Origin of the sequence: Tardiphaga sp. (assembly GCF_044336785.1) — a bacterium.
In the GTDB taxonomy this organism is placed as follows: Bacteria; Pseudomonadota; Alphaproteobacteria; order Rhizobiales; family Xanthobacteraceae; genus Tardiphaga.
Map to the genome: position 1 here is coordinate 1 of NZ_JBIIOT010000010.1, position 20920 is coordinate 20920.

The 20920-nt window shown below is 61.7% G+C and carries 24 protein-coding genes; 7 read left to right on the forward strand and 17 right to left on the reverse strand.

The features are described 5' to 3' along the window. Window positions 1-338, forward strand: a 338-nt coding sequence (locus tag ACIQ2A_RS04865; protein ID WP_398476364.1) for a helix-turn-helix domain-containing protein, incomplete at its 5' end; no start/stop codon positions are given. 43 nt (window positions 339-381) lie between these two features. Here the strand turns inward: ACIQ2A_RS04865 and ACIQ2A_RS04870 are convergent. The 10 genes from ACIQ2A_RS04870 to ACIQ2A_RS04915 form a co-directional block, all read right to left on the reverse strand. After that, window positions 382-1320: a heterodisulfide reductase-related iron-sulfur binding cluster gene (locus ACIQ2A_RS04870; protein ID WP_398476366.1), complete on the reverse strand. Its 939-nt coding sequence runs from the start codon at window positions 1318-1320 to the stop codon at window positions 382-384. A gap of 30 nt (window positions 1321-1350) precedes the next feature. Next, entirely contained in the window at window positions 1351-1704 is a 354-nt protein-coding gene (locus ACIQ2A_RS04875) for a Rieske (2Fe-2S) protein (protein WP_398476368.1), read from the reverse strand. Between the two features lie 56 nt (window positions 1705-1760). Then, a complete protein-coding gene (locus ACIQ2A_RS04880) occupies window positions 1761-2729 on the reverse strand; it encodes a PDR/VanB family oxidoreductase (RefSeq protein ID WP_398476370.1) in 969 nt (322 codons plus the stop codon). Next, window positions 2726-3760, reverse strand: coding sequence for a branched-chain amino acid ABC transporter permease (locus tag ACIQ2A_RS04885; RefSeq protein ID WP_398476372.1), 1035 nt, complete (start codon window positions 3758-3760; stop codon window positions 2726-2728). Before ACIQ2A_RS04885 ends, ACIQ2A_RS04880 begins: the two co-directional genes overlap by 4 nt. Continuing rightward, entirely contained in the window at window positions 3757-4641 is an 885-nt protein-coding gene (locus ACIQ2A_RS04890) for a branched-chain amino acid ABC transporter permease (RefSeq protein WP_398476374.1), read from the reverse strand. Before ACIQ2A_RS04890 ends, ACIQ2A_RS04885 begins: the two co-directional genes overlap by 4 nt. A gap of 9 nt (window positions 4642-4650) precedes the next feature. Then, entirely contained in the window at window positions 4651-5355 is a 705-nt protein-coding gene (locus ACIQ2A_RS04895; RefSeq protein ID WP_398476376.1) for an ABC transporter ATP-binding protein, read from the reverse strand. Continuing rightward, entirely contained in the window at window positions 5355-6134 is a 780-nt protein-coding gene (locus tag ACIQ2A_RS04900) for an ABC transporter ATP-binding protein (protein WP_398476378.1), read from the reverse strand. Before ACIQ2A_RS04900 ends, ACIQ2A_RS04895 begins: the two co-directional genes overlap by 1 nt. A gap of 37 nt (window positions 6135-6171) precedes the next feature. Further along, the gene (locus ACIQ2A_RS04905) at window positions 6172-6558 is read right to left on the reverse strand and encodes a RidA family protein (RefSeq protein WP_398476380.1); all 387 of its coding nucleotides are present in this window, start codon (window positions 6556-6558) and stop codon (window positions 6172-6174) included. A gap of 28 nt (window positions 6559-6586) precedes the next feature. Continuing rightward, entirely contained in the window at window positions 6587-7813 is a 1227-nt protein-coding gene (locus ACIQ2A_RS04910) for an ABC transporter substrate-binding protein (protein ID WP_398476382.1), read from the reverse strand. A gap of 315 nt (window positions 7814-8128) precedes the next feature. Then, the gene (locus tag ACIQ2A_RS04915; protein ID WP_398476384.1) at window positions 8129-8503 is read right to left on the reverse strand and encodes a hypothetical protein; all 375 of its coding nucleotides are present in this window, start codon (window positions 8501-8503) and stop codon (window positions 8129-8131) included. A gap of 525 nt (window positions 8504-9028) precedes the next feature. On the opposite strand from ACIQ2A_RS04915, the gene ACIQ2A_RS04920 reads away from it, so the two are divergent. Next, window positions 9029-9607 carry a hypothetical protein gene (locus ACIQ2A_RS04920; protein WP_398476523.1) on the forward strand — a complete coding sequence of 193 codons (579 nt, stop codon included), beginning with the start codon at window positions 9029-9031 and terminating at the stop codon, window positions 9605-9607. 240 nt (window positions 9608-9847) lie between these two features. On the opposite strand, the gene ACIQ2A_RS04925 is transcribed toward ACIQ2A_RS04920, so the two are convergent. Continuing rightward, complete coding sequence (locus tag ACIQ2A_RS04925; protein WP_211907960.1) at window positions 9848-10096, reverse strand: hypothetical protein; 249 nt, start codon at window positions 10094-10096, stop codon at window positions 9848-9850. 180 nt (window positions 10097-10276) lie between these two features. Here ACIQ2A_RS04925 and ACIQ2A_RS04930 point away from each other — a divergent pair, with 180 nt between their 5' ends. Beyond that, on the forward strand, window positions 10277-11302 hold the full coding sequence (locus ACIQ2A_RS04930) for a PrsW family glutamic-type intramembrane protease (protein ID WP_398476387.1): 1026 nt from the start codon (window positions 10277-10279) through the stop codon (window positions 11300-11302). Between the two features lie 115 nt (window positions 11303-11417). After that, window positions 11418-11993, forward strand: a complete 576-nt coding sequence (locus tag ACIQ2A_RS04935) for an HdeD family acid-resistance protein (protein ID WP_398476389.1) — start codon at window positions 11418-11420, stop codon at window positions 11991-11993. A 133-nt stretch (window positions 11994-12126) separates the two neighbouring features. On the opposite strand, the gene ACIQ2A_RS04940 is transcribed toward ACIQ2A_RS04935, so the two are convergent. The 3 genes from ACIQ2A_RS04940 to epmA are packed head-to-tail and all read right to left on the reverse strand — an operon-like array spanning window position 12127 to window position 14586. Next, a complete protein-coding gene (locus ACIQ2A_RS04940) occupies window positions 12127-12405 on the reverse strand; it encodes a hypothetical protein (protein ID WP_398476391.1) in 279 nt (92 codons plus the stop codon). A gap of 37 nt (window positions 12406-12442) precedes the next feature. Beyond that, entirely contained in the window at window positions 12443-13543 is a 1101-nt protein-coding gene (locus ACIQ2A_RS04945; protein WP_398476393.1) for a lysine-2,3-aminomutase-like protein, read from the reverse strand. Further along, a complete protein-coding gene (gene epmA / locus ACIQ2A_RS04950) occupies window positions 13540-14586 on the reverse strand; it encodes an EF-P lysine aminoacylase EpmA (protein WP_398476395.1) in 1047 nt (348 codons plus the stop codon). Before epmA ends, ACIQ2A_RS04945 begins: the two co-directional genes overlap by 4 nt. A gap of 135 nt (window positions 14587-14721) precedes the next feature. On the opposite strand from epmA, the gene efp reads away from it, so the two are divergent. From efp to ACIQ2A_RS04965, 3 genes are all read left to right on the forward strand, one after another. Further along, on the forward strand, window positions 14722-15288 hold the full coding sequence (gene efp, locus ACIQ2A_RS04955) for an elongation factor P (protein ID WP_398476397.1): 567 nt from the start codon (window positions 14722-14724) through the stop codon (window positions 15286-15288). Between the two features lie 135 nt (window positions 15289-15423). Further along, window positions 15424-16653, forward strand: a complete 1230-nt coding sequence (locus tag ACIQ2A_RS04960) for a lytic murein transglycosylase (protein ID WP_398476399.1) — start codon at window positions 15424-15426, stop codon at window positions 16651-16653. Window positions 16654-16767: 114 nt separating this feature from the next. Continuing rightward, window positions 16768-17058: a hypothetical protein gene (locus ACIQ2A_RS04965; RefSeq protein WP_398476401.1), complete on the forward strand. Its 291-nt coding sequence runs from the start codon at window positions 16768-16770 to the stop codon at window positions 17056-17058. Between the two features lie 24 nt (window positions 17059-17082). Here the strand turns inward: ACIQ2A_RS04965 and ACIQ2A_RS04970 are convergent, their stop codons facing one another. The 3 genes from ACIQ2A_RS04970 to ACIQ2A_RS04980 all read right to left on the reverse strand — a co-directional run bounded on the left by ACIQ2A_RS04970 (window position 17083) and on the right by ACIQ2A_RS04980 (window position 20852). Then, on the reverse strand, window positions 17083-18474 hold the full coding sequence (locus ACIQ2A_RS04970; RefSeq protein ID WP_398476403.1) for a class II fumarate hydratase: 1392 nt from the start codon (window positions 18472-18474) through the stop codon (window positions 17083-17085). 7 nt (window positions 18475-18481) lie between these two features. Then, window positions 18482-19462, reverse strand: coding sequence for a tripartite tricarboxylate transporter substrate-binding protein (locus ACIQ2A_RS04975; RefSeq protein WP_398476405.1), 981 nt, complete (start codon window positions 19460-19462; stop codon window positions 18482-18484). Between the two features lie 82 nt (window positions 19463-19544). Further along, window positions 19545-20852, reverse strand: coding sequence for an adenylosuccinate lyase family protein (locus ACIQ2A_RS04980; protein ID WP_398476525.1), 1308 nt, complete (start codon window positions 20850-20852; stop codon window positions 19545-19547). Window positions 20853-20920: the final 68 nt, after the last annotated feature.

Here is a 20920-nt window from a genome sequence, read left to right on the forward strand (position 1 = left end):
GGCTTTGCAAGTTCATGTATCGGGTGGCCGAACCATACGATCTCGGAGATATCGAGGGCAATCCAATCGTCGTGCGCGGACTGAATCAGGACGACCTCGCGACCATGGTCGGGGTCACACGCACCTGGGTCACATTGATGCTCTCAACCTTCGAGGCCAATGGTCTCATCTGGCGGCGCCGGCACGAGATCGGCATTTACGACATGGATATGCTGAAGCGCTTTTGCGCCACACATCACAAAAAGACTGCCAAATCGCGACGCTGCCGGATGACAGGCTTCGAGCCGAAGCAGAATATCTCCATCCCGTCTTCGGCTCCTGCCCTCCGCGGCGCATGACTCACAGGACTTGATCAAGCCACGAAGGTGATCGTGGCCCGCGCTAGACGTAGACCGACGCCTTTACGTAAGTCCGCACTTCCTGCTCATTGAAGTTGAGCTCTTCGATCCTTGGCCGCAAATGATCCATCGCCTTGTCGAGGTCATCCAGCATGCGCAAAGTCTTGAACGGCTCGTCATATTCGAGGCCCATCGACTGGGCAAGAATCCCGAGATAGTGCTGGACCTCGACATCATAGGTCAGCTGATGCTTGCAATTCTGCCGATAGCATCCGTGATATGGCACGATGATGTCGGTCGCCCCCAGCGACTTGGCCTCCAGGAACATCGCCTGGGTGACATCGGGCTGCACCGTTCCCAATTGCACGACACAATGCCCGCCCAGACCGACTGATCGCGGCGCGTCTAGAATCTCCAGACCCGGCACGGCCGCCAGAAGCGCCTTCATATTCATGCCGTCCCTTTGGCGTGCTTCACCTTCGGGATGATAGTGCAGCGTCACCCGTCGCTCCACGCGATGCTTGAGCAATGGCTTCAGCTTCTCGATATTGGCTCCGAAGATTTCCAGGATGTTGGTATGATTGAAAGTGTGCTGAGCCGATTTGTGCCGGGCAAAGCTCGCGTCGCAATCCGGGCACGTCGATATGACCGTCACCGGCTTGACCTTGCGGAAATTGCTCATGGACAGCGTGGCGATCTGCTTTTCGTAGTCGTTCTCGCCCATGTGCCACTGGAACGAGCCGCAACAGTTTTCCGGGCCGCCAATGGTGGTGAAATCGATATCCAGCGCCTGCAAAATCTTCTGCGCCAGCACGGGAATGTGCGACACGGTCAGAGTCTGGCACGATACATGGAGAACGACTGAACTCGACGGCAGGCCACGCGGCAATTCCGTCAGATAGCTGAACTCGTCAGGCGCGAGGACCTTGCCCAAGATGCGCGGCGGTTCGTAGATAAACGATGCTGGAAATTTCTCGATCACGCTCAGCTCCTTGCGATCCGGCGGGGAACGTCAAACCATGACAAAAATTGTGCCATTTTCGATCTTCACATCTCGTGTTGCGAGTGGACGGTATCCGTGGATTTCCCGGCCATTGCAGTTGAGATCGAAACGCCAGCCATGTAACGGGCACGTCACGATCGAGCCTTCGATATCAGGGCGCTCCATCGCGACGCCGGCATGCGGACACTTGGCGACACAGGCACGCAATTCACCATCGATGCGGCCGACCAGAACATTTTCTTTGCCCGCCACGCGAAGGCTCAGCTCATCCGTCAGGCTGTCCGCTGAACCCACGTCATGCCAAATTCCAACCATCGTCCACTCACTGCTTCGGATTTCCATTCCTTTCAGGATTTTACGCATGCGGTCGATTTCGTCGGTCGACTACTTAACGCTCGAATATGGCGCGCCGGACGATGCTAGAGATCGAGGCCCAGGACTTTCGTCTTGCTGCCGGAGCAGCAGATCATGATCGTGGCTCCTGCCTCTCTTTCCGCTGCGGTCAACACATGATCCCGGTTGTCCGGCACGCCTTCCAGAACGGCGACCTCGCACGATCCGCAGGTTCCTTCGCCGCAGACGAAATCGGCCGGGATGCCCGCGTCCTGAAGCGCCTGCAGGATCGTCACGCCGACCGGCACTTCGATCTCCAGCGCGCTTTGGACCAGCCTGACTGTGAAGCCACCGATCGGACTGTCGTCGGACGATGCAGGCGGTGCAAAATACTCAAAATGGACGTGGGCTTCGGGCAGATGCGCGCAGGCCTCGCGAAATGCGCCGAGCATTCCCGCAGGGCCGCAGCAATACACATGTGTCCCAGCCGCCATGCTCGAGACCGGCCCGAAAATGCCAGCTCCCGCGTCGCGCGGCTCGTCATCGAACAAGAGATCGACGCGCCCACCCGATGTCGCCGCAAGCGCAACAATGGGCGCAACGAAGGCTGCGTTGGCGCGCGAGCGGGCGCCATAGACGAGATGCCAGGGTTTTCCCAGCTTCACGAGACGCTTGATCATCGCGTAAATCGGCGTGATGCCGATGCCCCCCGCAAACAGCAGCGACGCCTCCGCGGTCTCGATCAGCTCGAAATGATTGCGCGGTATGCCGACCTGAAGCCGGTCCCCTACTTTCAGAACGTCATGGATATAGCGGGACGCCCCACGGCTCTCGTCGGCACGGGCGACAGCCACCACGTAGCGCCCCGTTTCCGACTCGTTGATCAGCGAATAGCTGCGGACCAGACCTCCCGGCAGATACAGGTCGATATGCGCGCCGGCCGCGACTGGATGCAGCGTGGACCGATCAGGCAACGCAAGTTCGATCGTCTTGACGATCGCCGACTCGTCGGAAATCCGAACCACATCGACGGTGACAGACCCGTTTTCCGTCATCGGGCTTCTCCAGCGACCGGTGCAACCGGCTTGGCCTCGGGAGCCATTGAGCGCCTGACATTCAGGCGCACGGCAAGCTCACCGACGATCCCCCGCCGAAACATCAGCACCATGATCATAAAGATGATCCCCATGGCGGTTCCGGTCGATTCCGCCAGGACCTTGAGCTGATCGATGCCCGTCCACGCCGCGATGGCGGCCCCCATATCGCCCAGACGGTTCTCCAGCAACACGATCACGGCCGCGCCGACCACCGGCCCCAGCGCGGTTCCGATCCCGCCGACCAGGCACATCAGCACCACGACGCCCGACATGGTCCAGTGCATGTCCGGTAGCGTCGCCAGTCCGAGAACCAGCGTGCTTTTCATCGCCCCCGCCAGGCCGCTGAAGGCGGACGACAGCACGAATGCAAGAAGCTTGTACCGATTGACCTCGTAGCCCAGCGAGATCGCTCGCGGCTCGTTGTCCTTGATAGCTTTCAAGACATTCGCGAAGGGAGAGTTGATCAGCCGGTTGATCGCAACGAAGGATAGCGCAAACAATGCGAGGACGAGATAGTACATTTCAAGCGTCGTCGAGATCGGGATCACGCCGCCCAGTTTAGGGCGCGGGATGCCCTGCAGGCCATCCTCGCCGCCGGTGAACGGCGCTTGCAGCCAGACAAAATACATGAGCTGCGCGAGCGCCAGTGTCACCATCGTGAAGTAGACGCCGTCGCGCCGAATAGCGAGCGCGCCCATGACAAGGCCGATCAAGGCACCGGACAACAGCCCGATCAGCAGTACCATCTCGAGGCCGACGCCGTAGCGCATGACGCAATAGCCGCTGAGATAAGCCGCGCCCCCGAACATCGCAGCATGACCGAATGACATCAGGCGCGTATAGCCAGCGAGGATGTTGTAGGCGCACGCAAAGAGCGCGAAGCACAGAAATTTCATCAGCAAGCCAGGGTAGATCACGGCCGGCGCAATGATGAGCGCGAGCAGGCCCGCGGAATATTTTAGTGTCGAATGCATTGTTTGCGTCCTCATCGCTGCGTGCCGAACAGCCCCGCCGGACGCACCAGCAGGATGAGGCCCATGACCAGAAATACGACGGTGGTCACTGCTTCGGGATAGATGATCCGTGTCAGCCCTTCCACGACACCGAGCGCGAGGCCCGTCACGATCGCGCCCCCAATGGATCCCATGCCCGCGATCACGACCACCGCGAAAACGACGATAATCAGATTCATGCCCATCAGTGGTGAGAGCTGGACGATCGGCGCGGAGAGAACGCCGGCAAATGCAGCCAGGAAGACGCCGAAGCCGTAAGTGAGCGTGACCATGATCGGGACATTGATCCCGAACGCCTCGACCAGCCTCGGATTCTCTGTGGCGGCACGCAGATATGACCCGAGCCGCGTCTTCTCGATCAGCAACCAAGTGCCGATACAGACACCGAGCGATACGCACAACACCCACAACCGATAGCGCGGCATGAACATGAAGCCGAGATCGACGACACCCTCGAGTGCGGATGGCGCTGAAAAGGTCTTTCCGGACACGCCGTAGAAAGCGCGCATCATGCCTTCGAGAAACAGCGCAAAGCCAAATGTCAGAAGCATGCCGTAGAGCGGATCGATGCTGTAGAGCCGCCGCAACGCGAACCATTCGAGAGCCATGCCGATCACCGCAACGCCGACAGGACCGACGATGAGCATCCACCAGTAGTCGAAGCCGAAATAATTGAGCCCCATCCAGGCAGAAAATGCGCCCAGCATGTAGAACGCGCCATGGGCGAAATTCATGACGTGCAGGAGGCCGAAAATGATCGCAAGACCGAGCGATAGAACCGCATAGAAGGCGCCGTTGACGACGCCCAGCATCAGCTGGCTCAAGATGACGGATAACGGTAGGTTGAACAGAGACATGTGCTTCCTTCAGACGCCGAGACGCAGGCTGAGGTCATCCATCTTGGCGGGCAAGTCGGCGCTATCAAAGACATCGACGACCTGTCCATATTCCATGAGATAGAAGCGATCCGTGAGCGGAGCGACGAAGCGAAAGTTCTGTTCGACCAACACGAATGAGTAGCCTTTCTTCTGCAGGATCTGAACGATATCGCCCAATCGCTTGACGATGACAGGCGCCAGTCCTTCCGAAATCTCGTCGAGCAGAAGTAGCTTGGCGCCGGTGCGCAGGATGCGGGCGATGGCCAGCATCTGCTGCTCACCTCCGGACAGCCGGGACGCCGGGCTCGCGCGCCGTTCGTAAAGATTTGGAAATAGTTCGTAGATCTCTTCGACAGTCATCGCCTGACGATCGGAGATGACCGGCGGCAGGAGAAGGTTCTCCTCCGCGGACAAAGACGCGAACATTCCGCGCTCTTCCGGGCAATAGCCGATGCCGCGTCGCGCGATGCGATAAGTGCGGCCCGCGACGCATTCGACTCCATCGATCACCACCGAGCCCTTGCGTGCAACCTCCAAGCCGAGGATCGACTTCAGCGTCGTGGTTCGCCCCGAGCCGTTGCGTCCAATCAGTGTGACCGTCTCGCCTTCATGCACGGTCAGATTCACATCACGCAGGATGTGAGATTCGCCGTACCAGGCATTGAGGCCGGATAGTTTCAACAGACAGGACATTAGTGCTCCGGCAACACGCGTTCGGGAACAGTGGAGCCGATATAGGCCTCGGCCACGCGTTGATCGGCCGACACTTCGGCGAACGTGCCCTCAGCGATGATCGCACCGCGCTGAAGCACTGAAATCCGATCGCAGATGCGCGACACGACCTTCATATTGTGCTCGACCAGCAGGACCGTGCGTCCCTGCGCCACTGTCTTGATGAGATCGGTAATCTCGGCGACATCTTCATGGCCCATACCCTGGGTCGGCTCGTCCAGCAGCAGCAGTTCAGGCTCCATCGCGAGCGTCGTCGCGATTTCGAGCGCCCGCCGCCTACCATATGGAAGACTGCCCGCGACCTGATCCGCAAATTTCAGCAACCCCACTTCCTGCAGCAATTGCTCGGCCCGCGCACGATGATGGTCGAGACGCGAGGCCGGCTGCCAGAAGGCAAATGTGCCGCCGCCGAGACGCTGCAGCCCGACCACGACATTCTGCATGACGGTCAGGCTGCCGAATGTCGCCGAGATCTGAAACGACCTGACCATTCCCTGACGGGACAGCCGCGCGGGCGACTGCTTGGTGACATCGTTTCCATTGTAGAAGATCTGACCGGCCGACGGCGGGAGAAAGCGTGTCAGCAAGTTGAAGCACGTCGTCTTTCCCGCGCCGTTCGGTCCGATCAATGCGTGGATGTGTCCCCGACGAACTTTCAGATTCACGTTATCCACGGCAACGAAGTCCATGAACTTTCGACTGAGCTGTTTCGCCTCCAGCACGATTTCAGATGCGCTCATGACTTCCTCTTCTGGGGCGCGAGTTACCGGTCCGCGTTCAGAGCGCCTTGACGGCCGTGCACTCGATTTCGACGGAGAGCTGCGGCAACACCAGCTTCGAGATGATCAGTACGGTCATCGCAACCAGATGGCCCTCCAGCTTCTGATCGCGAATCTCGCGCATCGCAGCCAGGTCTTCGGCATTGGTGAGATAGAACGTCATCTTGACGATATCCGCCGGGCCCATTCCGCCCTCCTTCAGAACCGCAAGAACATTGTCCATCGCGAGCGCGAACTGGGGGGCGAACTGCTCCGGAATGGTGCCGTCCTTTGCGATGCCGCACTGGCCGGACATGTAGAGCGTCTGGGCATTTCCCTGAACGAGCATGCCCTGGGAGAAGCTCGGCGACGAATAGGTGGTGGCGGGGTTCAACTTCGTAATCATGCTTGTATTCCCTGCTTCGACTCTCGATCTATTTCCACAACGCGCATTTTGTTTCAGACTTTTGCGTGTAGGCCTGCTCTCCCGGAATGGAGCCGACCTTCTTCAGGTAGTCCCAGGAATATTTTGATTCCGATGGCGCCTTCGCTTCCCACACGCCCATATCCGCAATCATGCGGCCATCGGCACGGATGTAGCCGTCGGCCGCGAACATATCGCTGATCCGAGCGGTCTTGAGCTGCTTCATCACTGCATCCGATGCGTCGGAATCGATGTCCCGCACCGCTTTCATATAGGTGAGCGCGGCGGAGTAGTTTCCGGCCTGGGCCATGGTCGCATTCTTCTTCATCACGGCGAAGTAGCGCTTGGACCACGCCCGCGTGGCATCATTCTCGTCCCAGTAAAAATTGCTGGCGATGTTCAAACCCTGGGTGAGATCGAGACCCAGCACGTCGACTTCGGCGATGGACAGCAGCGGGCCGGCCAGCTTCATTGTTTTGTTGAGACCGAATTCGCGAACCGCTTTCAGCGTGTTGATCGCATCATGCCCGCTATTGGCGATGCCAAAGACCTGCGCTCCGGACGATTGCGCCTGCAAGATGAGCGGCGAGAAATCCGGATTGTTCATGGGATGGCGCGCCTCTCCCAGAACCTTGCCACCATTCGCGAGGATTGCCGTCTTCGTGTCCGCGGCGAGTTGCTGGCCGAAGGCGTAATCGACCAGGATCGTGTACCACGTCTTGCCACCTGCCTTGGTCACCCCGGCCCCGACCGAGCGCCCCAGGGCGACCGTATCGTACGCGTAGTGAATGGTGAATGGCGTGCACTCCTCGTTGGTGAAGCGCGCGCTCGAAACGCCGACGGCGAAGAAGACCTTCTTGCGCTCGGCGGCCGCCTGCGCCATCGGCAAAGCAGCGCTCGAGGCCCCGCCGCCGAGGATGACATCGACCCCATCCCTATCGAACCATTCCCGCGCCTTCGAGACAGCGACATCCGCCTTGTTCAAATGGTCGGCGATGACGACCTCGACGCGCTTCCCGTTGATGATCCCGCCCATGTCTTCAACGGCGAGCTTCACGGCTTCGACGCTGCCACGCCCGTCGGCATCCGAATAGACGCCGCTGAGGTCGGTCATCACGCCGATCCTGATGACATTGTCGGATATTTCGGCCTGTGCCTTGTCGATCGTGGCGAACGAATCCACCATCAAAGAGCTACATGCGAGTACGGCCGCCGATACATGCGAGAGCTTCAACATCCACGTTCTCCGACAATCGCGCATTTGCGCTTCCGGTATGAACGCTAACGTGGCCGACAACGCCGTTCCGTTTACTGATTAACCCTCGCATATGCCGCAAAGAGCGACGGGCCAAATCGTCCGGAAAATGCGGCAAATACCCGCTTGAGAAGCCACTTCCAGCTTCATCGCAATCGATCGCAACTTCAGCGTAGAGATGCGGGATTGACGGGCACACCGCCCTTTCGCAGAGCGTGTCCGGAGGTCAATACCAATACAATGACCGGCTCGACCGCGGCAAAGGCCGAGGCGCCTCATCGACAACAGGTCTGCCCGTCAAACCTCGCCCGAAGGGGCCAGCCAAACCCGGGCGAGCATCTCGTCCGGATCGTTTGCGGCCACCGGTGCATGGCAGAATGCCAGATCCAGACTTCTTTGAACCTGAGCCAGATATTGCGAGAAGTCCGTCACGCCGGCTTTCGCGCGACTCAGCATGGTCATCGTGCCACGCTCGAACGGCGTGCTCGACAGTCCCATTCCCTGCAACATCTGCCGCAAAGCGAGGTCCGCTGGAAATTCGCCGCGCAGCGGAAATGTGAGGCGTCCCATGATCACGCTGCCTTCATAGAACAGAACGACATGGGTGGCGTCTGTAAATGCCTTCAGCGCATGTTCAAGCGACTGTGCCGGGATATCCAGCAGCACCGGCATGCCGACATTCTCTGGTTATTGCGTGGCCGGCGGTGCCTCGATCGGCGATTGCGCAACAGCGAGTTCGGAGGACAACAACAGAGCAAAGCCGATCAGGATCACGCGACCGAACTTCATACCGGCCTCAGCCGACACAGGTGCTAGACGCGGGCCATCCAAACCGAGGCACCGCCGCGGCCGTCTGGTCTGGGTCACACCGAGGATTGTCGAAGGGCACATTGTAACGGTGCCATGTCGGACCAAGCTGGCTAATCCCGGACGCTCGCAGCGATGGCCCAGGATTTTCCAATCGAGGACAATGTCGCGGCCGACGGTGGCGAACCTATATTTTTCTTTTATTTCAGTGCCTTGTCCGCATTCAAAAACGCCTCCCCCTACCCATCTGGCCACAGCGGTCGACGCCGCCACACTTCGTCTTAATTTGGTTGAACTTCCCCGCGAGCCTGCGGACTCATACACGCGGCGGGATTCCCTGGCCCGGCTGGAACGATCGCCTGCCACAGGACTTTGAGCTCCATGGTCGAGATGACGACGAGCCATTTGCAGAACACGGCATTGCCGCCCATCGATGACGAAGCTCTCCCGCGCGCATCGCTGCGTCGGGGCAGATCGCCGTTGCAGGAGATCGGCCAGCAACCGATCTTGATCACGGCCGTCGCACTGGTGCTCGTGATTGTCGGCATCGGCAGCATCTTTGCCTGGCGGGCCTATAGCGGCAACACGCCGGAGCCGGAGCGCCTGACCGCATCGCGCCTGCAGCAAGCCCGCGTCGCGCAGGCCTCTGAACAGATCATCGAAAAGACCAAGGGCATCGAGGCGACGCAGCAGCAATCCATCGACCAGTTGCAAGTGGTCCAGGATCAGCTGCAGACCATGCAGCGCCTGCTCACGGCGCAACAGAACGACACCCGCAAACTGACCGAGCAGGTCGGCACCCTCACCACGACGCTGGACAATCTGCGCCAGTCCTTCGCGAGCACGACGGCTGGCGACGACAAGCCCGCCGCCCGTGAAGCGCCCCGTCGCTCGCGGTCGCGCGCCACGGTGAACAACCGCAACCGGACCAAGGCGGCTGCAGTGCAGCAGCGCAGGCGGAGTCGCTGATTTCTCACGGGTGGCGCTCCCTAGGGAATCGAACCTCCGGAGAGCGTGTCCGGCTATCCGCTGATCAACGACACATTTTCATTTGAGAGGACGCGCCCTCTCCACTAACTCTCCCTCATCCTGAGGAGCCGCGCGCTTGCGCGGCGTCTCGAAGGATGAGCGATACACGCATGGTTCGCGACGCGCGCCAATTGGCGCGCTCCTCACCGGGAGGACGGTGGTGATCTCAATTCAGCAAGCCTAGCGCCGCCGCGCCACCGCGACGCCGAGCAGGAAGGCCACCAGCAGCGACCCCAGCGGCGCCTCGCGGGCGACATTGGCCAGGATGCTGAGCGGCATGCCGGGCTTCTTGCCGGCCTCGAATGTATCGCTGACGCGATGCGCCGCGTCTTTCACGGTATCGACCACTTCGGACAAGGTTGATTTCTCCTCGGGTACGAGGGCAACGCCTTCATAGATGAAGGGTGGGGTGGGTGCGTCATCGGCCATGGTCGGGTCCCCGTCGTGGCAGTGTTTTCAGGTCAAATCGGCCGGGCGGCATTTGGTTCCAGTGTGCTCTCCTGTCGGCTCTGGTTTGACCGGGCTGCCCGGTCGAGCCGGGCACGACAACCGCGAGGTGCGACGGCACAACCCTTCCCCACCGCACCCGCGCCCTATACTTAATCCAGCATGGACGCCCTCGAATCGCTTCCCACCGTGATCGGCATCGCCGCTGTGGCACCCGCGCTGCTGGTGCTGTGGCTGGTCATTGCTGCCGATGAGCGACCGGGGCCGCCAGGTCTGGTCTGGATGTCGTTTCTGCTCGGCGCCGCCAGCATCTCGTTACTCGGTTTTGCGCGCGCGCTGTTTGCCGCCATTCCCGGCCTGACCGACGATCCGACCTGGGCGATGGTGCTGCACGCCATATTCGGCATCGCGGCCCCCGAGGAGATCGTGAAAATCCTCGTCATCCTCGCGGTGTCGACCCAGCGCGCCCGCACCGCCGATCCCATGGACACCGTCGTCTATGGCGCCGCTGCCGGTCTCGGCTTCGCCGCCTATGAGAACCTCGTCTATCTGCTCAGCTATCCCGAGATGTGGCGCACGCTGGCCGTGCTGCGCAGCGTCCTCACCGTGCCGTTCCATGGCGCGCTTGGCGTCATCGCCGGCGCCTATATCGCCATCGCCCGCTCCGGCCGCGCGCTGGGCGCACATCGGCGCGACAGTCTCGCCTTCATCCGCACGCCGCTGCTGATCGTGCTGGCGCCGATCACGCTGCATGCCTGTTACGACCTGCCGCTCTTGACCCTCCAGCAGCATCCGGAAATCGTCGGCCTCGGCCGTCGCGCGCTGGAAGGCGCCGGCATGCTGTTCGGCTTCGGCACCATCGCGCTGGCTGCACGTCTGGTGCGCCGGATCGGTGCGCATCATGCGCCGCATACGGATGTGTCGCGCGAACGCCTGGCACAGCTGCGCAGCATGTGGGCACTGACCTTCGCCGGTGGCGCCGCAGGCTTTGCCGGCACCGCCTTCCTGATCTCGTCGCTGCGGCATTGGTACAGCAATCCCGAGCGCACGGTGACCATGGTGCTGGTGCCGCTGGGTGTCACCTCGATCCTGATCGGCGTCGTATTGCTCGTACTGACAAGTGCGGCCTATTTCCTCGGCCGCAACCGCATGCGCACGGTGGCGCCTGCCATGCCGGTTCAGCAATAACGTCCAATAAATTATCGAAATACTGACCAAACTCGCGAAGCTTTCACTTCGCAGCTGTGTTGCAGCTATAGTCGTCGTCGCGCGCGGCCCGAGCCGCTTAGATCAGGAATACCCCATGACCATGCCCCCCGATTTCGCCGACCTGCAATCGAAGATGAGCGAGACCGTTCGCAATCACTGGAGGGCCTTCCTGATCGAAGGCATCGTGCTGGTGATCCTGGGCCTTGCCGCGATGATCGTGCCGCCGATCGCCAGCGTCGCCGTCACCGTGTTGCTCGGCTGGATGTTCTTCATCGCCGGCATCGCCGCTCTGCTGATGACCTTCTGGGCGCGCCAGGCACCGGGCTTCATCTGGTCGCTGATTTCGGCCGTGCTCGGCATCGCCGCCGGCATCATCCTGTTGACGCGGCCGGCCGAGAGCACGCTGACACTGACAGTGGTGGTGGGGATCTACTTCCTCGCCGAAGGCGTCGCCACCATCATGTATGCGCTTCAGCACCGCAAGGAATTGTCGGAGCGCTGGGGCTGGATGGCCTTTTCCGGCCTGATGGATATCGCGATCGCGTTCTTCATCATCTCCGGCCTGCCGGGCTCGGCCGCCTGGGCGATCGGCGTGCTGGTCGGCATCAACCTGCTGATCGGCGGCTCGTCACTGATCGGCATGGCGCTGGCGGCCCGCAAGAAGGCGTGAGATCTACGCCAGCCACTACGCCCCTCATGGTGAGGAGGCGCGTAGCGCCGCCTCGAACCATGAGCTGGCTTGGCACCATCCTTCGAGACGCCCGCTTCGCGGGCTCCTCAGGATGAGGGCTTGAGTAGATGGCTCAGCAGCCCTTGCAGATATTCTTGATCATGCGATCGAGCTCGCGATCCTGCGCATCGATCCGGCTCGGATCGTCCTTGCCGGTCTCCGGCGGCAGATCGCCGGGGCGCGGCTGACGATGGCCGACAGGAGCTGCCGGCACATTGCCGGCAGAGCCGGATTGCGTCGTCGGCTGCGACCGCAAATTCTTCGGCGGCAGATTGCGCTGCGAATCCTGCGCCAGCGCCAAAGAATGTCCGAGCACGAACAGGCTCGCCGTCATCACGAACAATGTTTTCATTTGCTGTCTCCGACACCGACCGCGTGGAAGCGGATGATCACGCTTTCGGTGGATAAATATGCACGTCGCCGCAGTAGTCCAGCACACGATAGCTTGATTCCGATGACGTGGCACCGGCCGCATCCACATTCGTCACGACATCTTGCGACAAATAGTCTGGCCCGATTGGCGCCTTGCCGTAACCGCCGGGAATATCGAGCACATAGTCAGGCTGGCAAAGTCCCGACACATGGCCGCGCAGCGCGCGCATCAGCGCCTGTCCCTCCGCAATGGTGGTGCGCAGATGCGCAGTCCCTGGCGCGAGATCGCCGTGATGCAGATAATAGGGTTTGATGCGGTTCTCGACGAAGCCGCGCATCAGAGCCGTCAGGGTCTTCGCATCATCATTGACGCCGCGCAGCAGCACCGACTGGCTGACCATGGGAATGCCCGCATCGATCATGCGTGCGCACGCAGCCTGCGCCGCGTCCGTAAACTCGCGCGGATGATTGGCGTGCAGCGCGACCCAGGTCGAGGCCCCCTTCACACGTAGCGCCGCGACCAGGTCGTCACTCACGCGCGCGGGATCGGCGACCGGCACGCGCGTATGCAGGCGAATGATCTTCACATGATCGATGGCGGCGAGATCATTCATGATCTCCGCAAGGCGCCGCGGCGACAACATCAGGGGATCACCGCCGGTGAGGATCACCTCCCAGATGTCATCATGCATGCGGATGTAGTCCAGCGCTGTCGCATAGGCCTCGCGCGACAGCGCCGTCTCCTTGCCCGGCCCCACCATCTCGCGGCGGAAACAGAACCGGCAATAGACCGCACAGACATGCACCAGCTTGAACAGCACGCGATCGGGATAGCGATGCACGATGCCATCGACCGGCGCATGGGCGTGATCGCCGATCGGATCGTCGCGCTCATTGGACTGCGCATCGAGTTCGCGCACATCGGGAATATATTGCCGCGCAATCGGATCGTCGGGATCACTGCTGTCGATGAGTTCAGCCACGGCCGGCGTGACTGCCACAGCGTAGCGCGCAGCCACGCGCTCGAGCTCGGCGAGCGCCTGTTCGGGTGCCAGCCCTTCGGCGACAAGTTCGCTCGCCTGCCGCAGCGTGGTCGGGATTTGCACGATCCTGTTCATGCCGGCGGTGTCCACACGACCTGATCGATCCTTGTCGCTCCCGCCGCCAGCATCACCAGCCGATCGAAGCCAAGCGCCACCCCCGATGCCGGTGGCATGGCCGCGACGGCGGCGAGAAATTCCTCGTCGATCGGATAGCGTTCGCCATAGCGACGCTCCTTCTCGTCCATGGATTCAACGAAGCGACGGCGCTGCTCGTCGGCATCCGTCAGTTCGCCAAATCCATTCGCGAGTTCGACACCACAGGCATAGACCTCGAAGCGTTCGGCGACACGGGGATCAGCTGCCTTGGTCCGCGCCAGCGCCGCTTCCGGTGACGGATATTCATATAGCACGGTCAGCCGCCCCTGCCCGAGATGCGGCTCGACATGCTCGACCAGAATCTTGCTGAAGATATCCGACCAGCTGTCGTCCTCGGCGACTCGGACACAGCCCTTGGCGGCCCCCGCCAGCGCATCGCGATCACCGCTGCTCTGCCACACTGTTGCCGCAAGATTCACGCCCGCGAAGCGCTCAAAAGCGTCAAAAACCGTGAGGAATTCCGGCGGCAAACTTGCGTCAGCTTTGTGGCCGCGGAAGCCGAATTCGCGTGTCCCCGCCGTCTCGGCGGCAAGCTGGATGATCGCGACGGTGTCGCGGATGACAGCGTCATAGTCCTCATTGGCCCGGTACCATTCCAGCATGGTGAATTCCGGCAGATGCCGATCGCCGCGCTCGCGGTCCCTGAACACCCGCGCCAGCTCGAAAATCCGCGTTTCACCTGCTGCCAGCAGCTTCTTGCAGGCAAATTCCGGCGATGTGCGCAGATACCGCTCGCGCTTTGCACCGTCATGATCGGTCAAATCCGCCCGCGGCGCGTGCAGATGGGTCTCGTTGCCCGGCGACACCACCAGTGCTCCGGTTTCGACCTCGGTAAACCCCTTGGCCTCGAACCAGGCGCGCACGGCGCGTGTGATCCGGCCCCGCGCCTGCAGGAAACCGCGGCGATCCTGGTGCCGGTTTGGGCTCCACCAAGGTGAAATCGGGTCGGTTCCGGGGGTCAAAGCACTGCCTTTTTCGGTTGCAAGGCGCTGGCATTCCGACCGCAAATCAGTATGTTGCCGGCTGAAATCGCTTCGCAGGCCGCGCGGCAATCGTGCCCCATCCGGCCTCGGCCGACAAATTCAGGAAAATTCGCTGTGAGAGTCATCGCCAGTTCTATTCGCAAGGGCAACGTCATTGAGCAAGAAGGCAAGCTCTACGTCGTTCTGTCCGCCGAGAACATCCATCCCGGCAAGGGCACCCCGGTCTCGCAGATCGAAATGCGCCGAATCAGCGACGGCGTGAAGATCTCGGAGCGCTACAAGACCACCGACCAAGTGGAAAAAGCGACCATCGAGGACCAGAATTTCTCGTTCCTTTATCAGGATGGCGACGGCTTCCACTTCATGAACCAGGAAAACTACGACCAGGTCCAGGTTCCGCCGGATGTCATCGGCACCGCCGCGCCCTATCTGCAGGAAAACATGGTCGTGAAGCTGTCGCTGCACGACATGGTGCCCGTCGCCATCGTGCTGCCGCAGCGCGTCACCCTCGAAGTCGTCGAAACCGAGCCGGTGACCAAGGGCCAGACCGCATCCTCGTCCTACAAGCCGGCAATCCTGTCCAACGGCGTCCGCTCGGCAGTCCCGCCGCATGTCGGCACCGGCACCCGCATCGTGGTGCTGACCGAAGACGGTTCCTACGTCGAGCGCGCCAAGGATTGATCCTTCGGCGGATGAACGAACATCAAGCCCCGGAAGCTCGACGCTTCCGGGGCTTTTGTTTGCTCTGCCTGCGTCCTGTTCCGCTGCGACAGCTTCGCCCTGCCGCCGCCCGCCATCCCGCGCTAGACTGAGCCTATGGCCCAGATCGATTCCCGCATCTCCCGCCGCACCCTTCTGCAATCCGCGCTCAGTACCAGTGCGCTGCTGGCCATGCCTGCAGGAGCCCTTGCCGCGCCCGCTGGCTTCGACCAGTGGCGCGATGGCTTCCGCTCCAAGGCGGCAGCCAAGGGCATCTCCAGCGCCACCTATGACCGCGTGATGGGGCGCCTGGAGCCGGACATGTCCGTATTCCAGAAAATGAAGAAGCAGCCGGAGTTTCACGAACAGGTCTGGCAATATGTGAACCGCCGCGCCTCCGACTGGCGCATCACCGCGGGCAAGGACGCGCTGCGCAAGAACAGCGGATTGTTCGATCGCATCGAGCGCGACTTCGGCGTCGAACGCGGCACGCTGCTGGCGCTGTGGGGTGTGGAGTCCGCCTATGGCGATCCGCTGGTGCAGACCAATCACATGCGGCCGGTCTTCCCGCAGCTCTCGGCGCTGGCGTGGAACGAGCCGCGCCGCCGTGCCTATTGGGAGACCGAACTCATCAACGCGCTGCGGGTGGTGCAGAACGGCTGGGGTACGCCGGAGGAAATGCGTGGCTCCTGGGCCGGCGCCATGGGGCATACGCAATGGATGCCCGAAGTCTGGCTCAATGTCGGCATAGACTACGACAAGGACGGCCGCGTCTCGCCCTTCGGCAAGCCGGACGATGCGCTCGGCTCCAGCGCGCGCTTCCTCGTCAATCGCGGCAAATATCCGCGCGGCGAACACTGGGGCTACGAGGTGCGAGCCAACGGCGCGACGGAATCCGATGCGAAGCGCTCATACGCCGCCTGGGCTGCTGCTGGCGTGACGCGCGCCGATGGCCAGGCGTTTCCGCAGCCGAATGCAACGGCAAAGCTCTGGACGCCGGTGGCGGGCGGCCCGAGCTTCCTGCTCGGACAGGGTTTTTACGCCGTGCGCAGCTACAATCCCTCGATGAACTACGCGTTGGCGATCTGCCATCTCGGCGATCGCATTCTGGGCGCGCCGCCTTTCATCCAGCCTTTCCCCGGCTCCGAGCGCATCCTGACGCTTGCCGAGGTACAGGAGCTGCAGACGCGACTGACACGCGCGGGGTTCGACACCGGCGGCACCGATGGCCGCGTGGGCAATGACACGATGCAGGCAGTGCGCAACTATCAGACAAAGATGAGTTTGCTGCCCGCGGATGGCTATGGCGGACTGAAGGTGCTTGCGCGGTTGAGGCAAGGTGGGTGATAGTTTTGGTATGATGGGTTGAGCGAAGCGAAAACCCATCATTCCGTCCATACGGCAAGCTCCGCTGATGGGTTTTCGCGAAGACGCTCAACCCATCCTACAAGAGAACATGTCATGCAGTTTTCACGACGTAAACGAACGCTCGGCCTTCTGATGCTGGCCATTGCGGCTGCCTCCGCTCCAACAACCGTCAGCGCCATCACGCTCGACGTCGCGCGGAAATGCGAGGCCGCCACGTCGAAAGCGTTTCCGCCGCGCGTGCCGGGCAATCCCGCGGCTGGCAGTGCGGCCGGATCGGGCGCAGACCAGCGCGCCTATTACAGCAAATGCGTCGCCGATGAAGAAGCGGCCCAGGGCGCCGGCAAGGCGGACAGCACGAACAAGCCGGCGGCACCCGCGAAGTGATGCTGGCGTAATCGCAGGAGAAGGCTACAACAGACCAGCCATTCGCCGTGGATCGACATGGCGATCGTATTCTTCGCCAGTCAGAACACCCAACGCGATCGCGGCTTGGCGTGGTGTCATCGCTTCATCCAGCGCCTTGGCCGTGATCATCGCCACCTTGTCGTAGCCGATCACCGGGTTGAGCGCTGTCGCCAGCAGCGGCGCGTTCGCCACATTGGCGGCAAGTTGGCGATGATCGACGTCGAGGTCGCGAACCAGACGTGATGCAAAGACATTCACGCCATCGGCAAGAATGCGGATCGATTGCAGCACATTGTAGATGATCACCGGCTTGGCGACATTGAGTTCGAAGTTGCCGGATGCACTCGCAGCCGTGACGACGGCATTATTGCCCATCACCTGAAAGCAGACCTGCGCCAGCATCTCGGCAATCGTCGGATTGCGCTTGCCGGGCATGATCGACGAGGTCAGCCCGTCATGCGGGATGACGAGCTCGCCGAAACCGCAGCGCGGGCCTGAGCCGAGGAAGCGGATATCGTTGGCAATCTTCAACAGGGTCACGGCGAGACCGTTCAGCGCTGCAGAGACTTCCACCAGCGCATCATGGGCTCCCATGCCTTCGAACTTGCTGGGATTCGGGACGAAGGCTTCGCCGGTCAGCGCGTTGAGGTGGTCGCAGAATGCGCTGTCGAAGCCCTTGGGCGCATTGAGGCCGGAGCCGACCGCCGTGCCGCCTTGCGGCAGCATGAAGAGGCGCGGAAATACCGCATCGATGCGATCGATGGCGTGAGCGGTCTGGCGCGCAAATGCATCGAAGGCCTGGCCCATGGTCATCGGCACGGCATCCATCAGATGCGTGCGGCCGATTTTCACGACAGCGGCGAAGGCGTCTGCCTTGATGCGGAGATCATCGCGTAACAGATTCAGCGCAGGCAGCAACGCGCTACGCAACTGCAGCGCCGTCGCCACATGCATCACGGTCGGAAAACTGTCATTCGACGACTGCGAACAATTAACGTGATCGTTGGGATGGACCAGCGACTTGCTGCCGAGCGGCTGCCCTAGCAACTCGTTGGCGCGATTGGCGATCACCTCGTTGGCATTCATGTTGGTCTGGGTGCCGGAGCCGGTCTGCCAGATCGGCAACGGGAAATGATCGTCGAAACGGCCCTGTTGCAGTTCGAGCGCGGCGGCCTCAATGGGCGTCGCAATCTCTGGCGCGATGACGCCGAGCTGCAGATTGGCACGCAATGCCGCGATCTTCTGCAAGGCAAAGGCGCGGATCAGCGCGACCGGAAAGCGCTCGTCGCTGACCTGGAACACCTCAAGGGCGCGCTGCGTCTGCGCGCCCCAATAACGGTCCTTCGGCACGGCGATGGTGCCGAAGGAATCTTTCTCAATGCGTGTCTCTGTCACGTCCCGCTCACTGTGCGCCGACGACACCGGCGTTCTTGATGATTGGCGTCCACTTGTCGATCTCGGATTTGAGATGCTTGGCCAGCGCATCGGGCGTGGCGCGCTCCGGCGCAACGGGCTGCGCGCCAAGAGCACCAAGGCGCGTCTTCACGGTCTCGTCCTTCAACGCGACGTTCAGCGCGGCATTGAGCTTGTCGAGCACCGGCTTCGGCGTGCCCTTCGGCGCGAACAACCCGTACCAGACGGTGTACTGGAAATCCTTCAGGCCCGCCTCAGCCGTGGTCGGCAGCTTCGGCAGCGCCGGCGCGCGTTCGGTGCTGGTGACGGCATAGCCCTTGATGGTGCCGCCATCGACATTGCCCACCACATTGACGATCTGGTCGCACATCACATCGACCTGCCCGCTCATCATGTCGTTCATGGCCGGTCCCGCGCCACGATAGGCGATCTGGGTTGGCTGCGTGCCGGTGGCCGCATTGAGCAACAGGCCGCAGAGATGCGAGGCCGAGCCAATGCCGGCATGGGCATAGTTGACCTTCTCCTTGGTGGTCTTCATCCAAGCGATCAATTCGGCGAGATCCTTGGCCGGCAGGTCTTTGCGCGCCACGAAGACCGATGGCAGATCGACGGCGAGACCGATCGGCTCATAGTCCTTGATCGGATCGAATTTGAGCTTTGGATACAGCGCGGGATTGGTCGCATGGCTGATATGGATCAGCAGCAGATTGTAACCATCCGGCGGCGACGCCGCGACCTTGGCGCTGCCGATGGAGCCACCGGCACCGGTGGTGTTCTCGACGATGACCTGCTGCTTCAGCGGGCCGCTCATGGCCTGCGCCAGAAGGCGCGCGATGGTGTCGCCGGGGCCTCCTGCGGAATACGGCATGTTCATGGTGATGGTGCGGCTGGGAAATTCCTGCGCCAATACTGGTGCGGTGATCAACGCCCCGGCGAGTACGCATGCGGTTTTCAAAATCATCTTGGTCATTGCAATCTCTCCCATGTTTTTCTGCTTACGAAGGACGGTAGGATGGGGTGAGCGTCGCGATACCCATCCTCCGAAGTCGCCGTTATTTGCTCAGGCTCAGCACGCGATCGACCATCGGGCCGCACAGGCCGAGATAGTTGGCGGGATCGCAATGTTTGCGGATCGCATCCTTGCCGCCGAGCGCTTCGACAATCTCCGGCACTTCGGCGAGAATATCGGCAAGCGTGCCGCCGCCTTCGATCGCCTTGCGGCAGGCGTCATAGACGACGTCATGCGCATGCTGACGGCCGAGCTTTGGCGCGGCCGCCATCATCACCGCTTCGGCGACGATGAGGCCGCGGGTAAGATCGAGATTGTCCAGCATGCGTTGCTCGTGGACAACGAGGCCGCCTAGCATGAATTTTGCGTTGGCCAGCGACGACGCCGTCAGCAGAAAACTTTCCGGCAAAGACACCCATTCGAGGTGCCACGGCCCCGTGGCGCGTTCGAGGTCATGGATCATGCCGTCGAGCATGGTGGCGACGTGCTGGCGCACCGCCTTGGCCGCGGCGAGCATCAGTTCGCTGGAAATCGCGTTCCGCTTTTGCGGCATCGTCGACGACGCGCCGCGACCGGGCACGAAAGGCTCGGCCACTTCGCCGAATTCGGACGACGACAACAACATCACGTCAGTGGCGATCTTGCCGAGGGTGCCGGTAATCAGGCCAAGCAACGTCACCGCTTCGGCAATGCCATCACGCGCGACATGCCAGGTGATCGACGGCTGATGCAGGCCGAGTTCTTCGCAGAACAGCTTTTGCATCTCGAGGCCGCCCTCGCCCACCGAGGCCAGCGTGCCGGCAGCGCCGGAGAATTCGCCCAGCAGGATGCGTGGCAGCGCCTGTTCCACGCGCTCGATATGGCGATCGATGGAGGACAGCCAGACCGCCGCCTTGTAGCCGAAGGTTACCGGCAGCGCCTGCTGCAGATGGGTGCGCCCGGCCATCGGCGTGTCGCGATACTTCTTGGCCATGGCTTTGAGGATGTCGCGGACCTCGCGAAGGTCGCGGGCGACGATCTCCAGCGCGGCGCGGATCTGCAGGACATTGGCGGTGTCCATGATGTCCTGGGTGGTGGCGCCCCAATGGACGAAGCCGCCGGCCTCGCCTGCGGCGGCCGAGAGCTGATGCACCAGCGGCAGAATAGGATAGCCGACGATCTCGGTCTCGTGGCGGAGCTTGTTGAAATCGATGGTGATGGACTTGCCGGCGGCTTCGATGGCCTTTGCAGCGTCCTTGGGAACGACGCCGAGACGGGCCTGGGCACGGGCCAGCGCAACCTCGGCCTCGATGTAGCGCCCGACCAGGGCTTCGTCAGAGAACACGGCCCGCATCTCGGCGGTGCCAAACATGTCCCGGAACAAGACCGAGTCGAATACCGTGCTGCCCAAGGCGTTTCCTCCGCTTTTATGTTCGTACA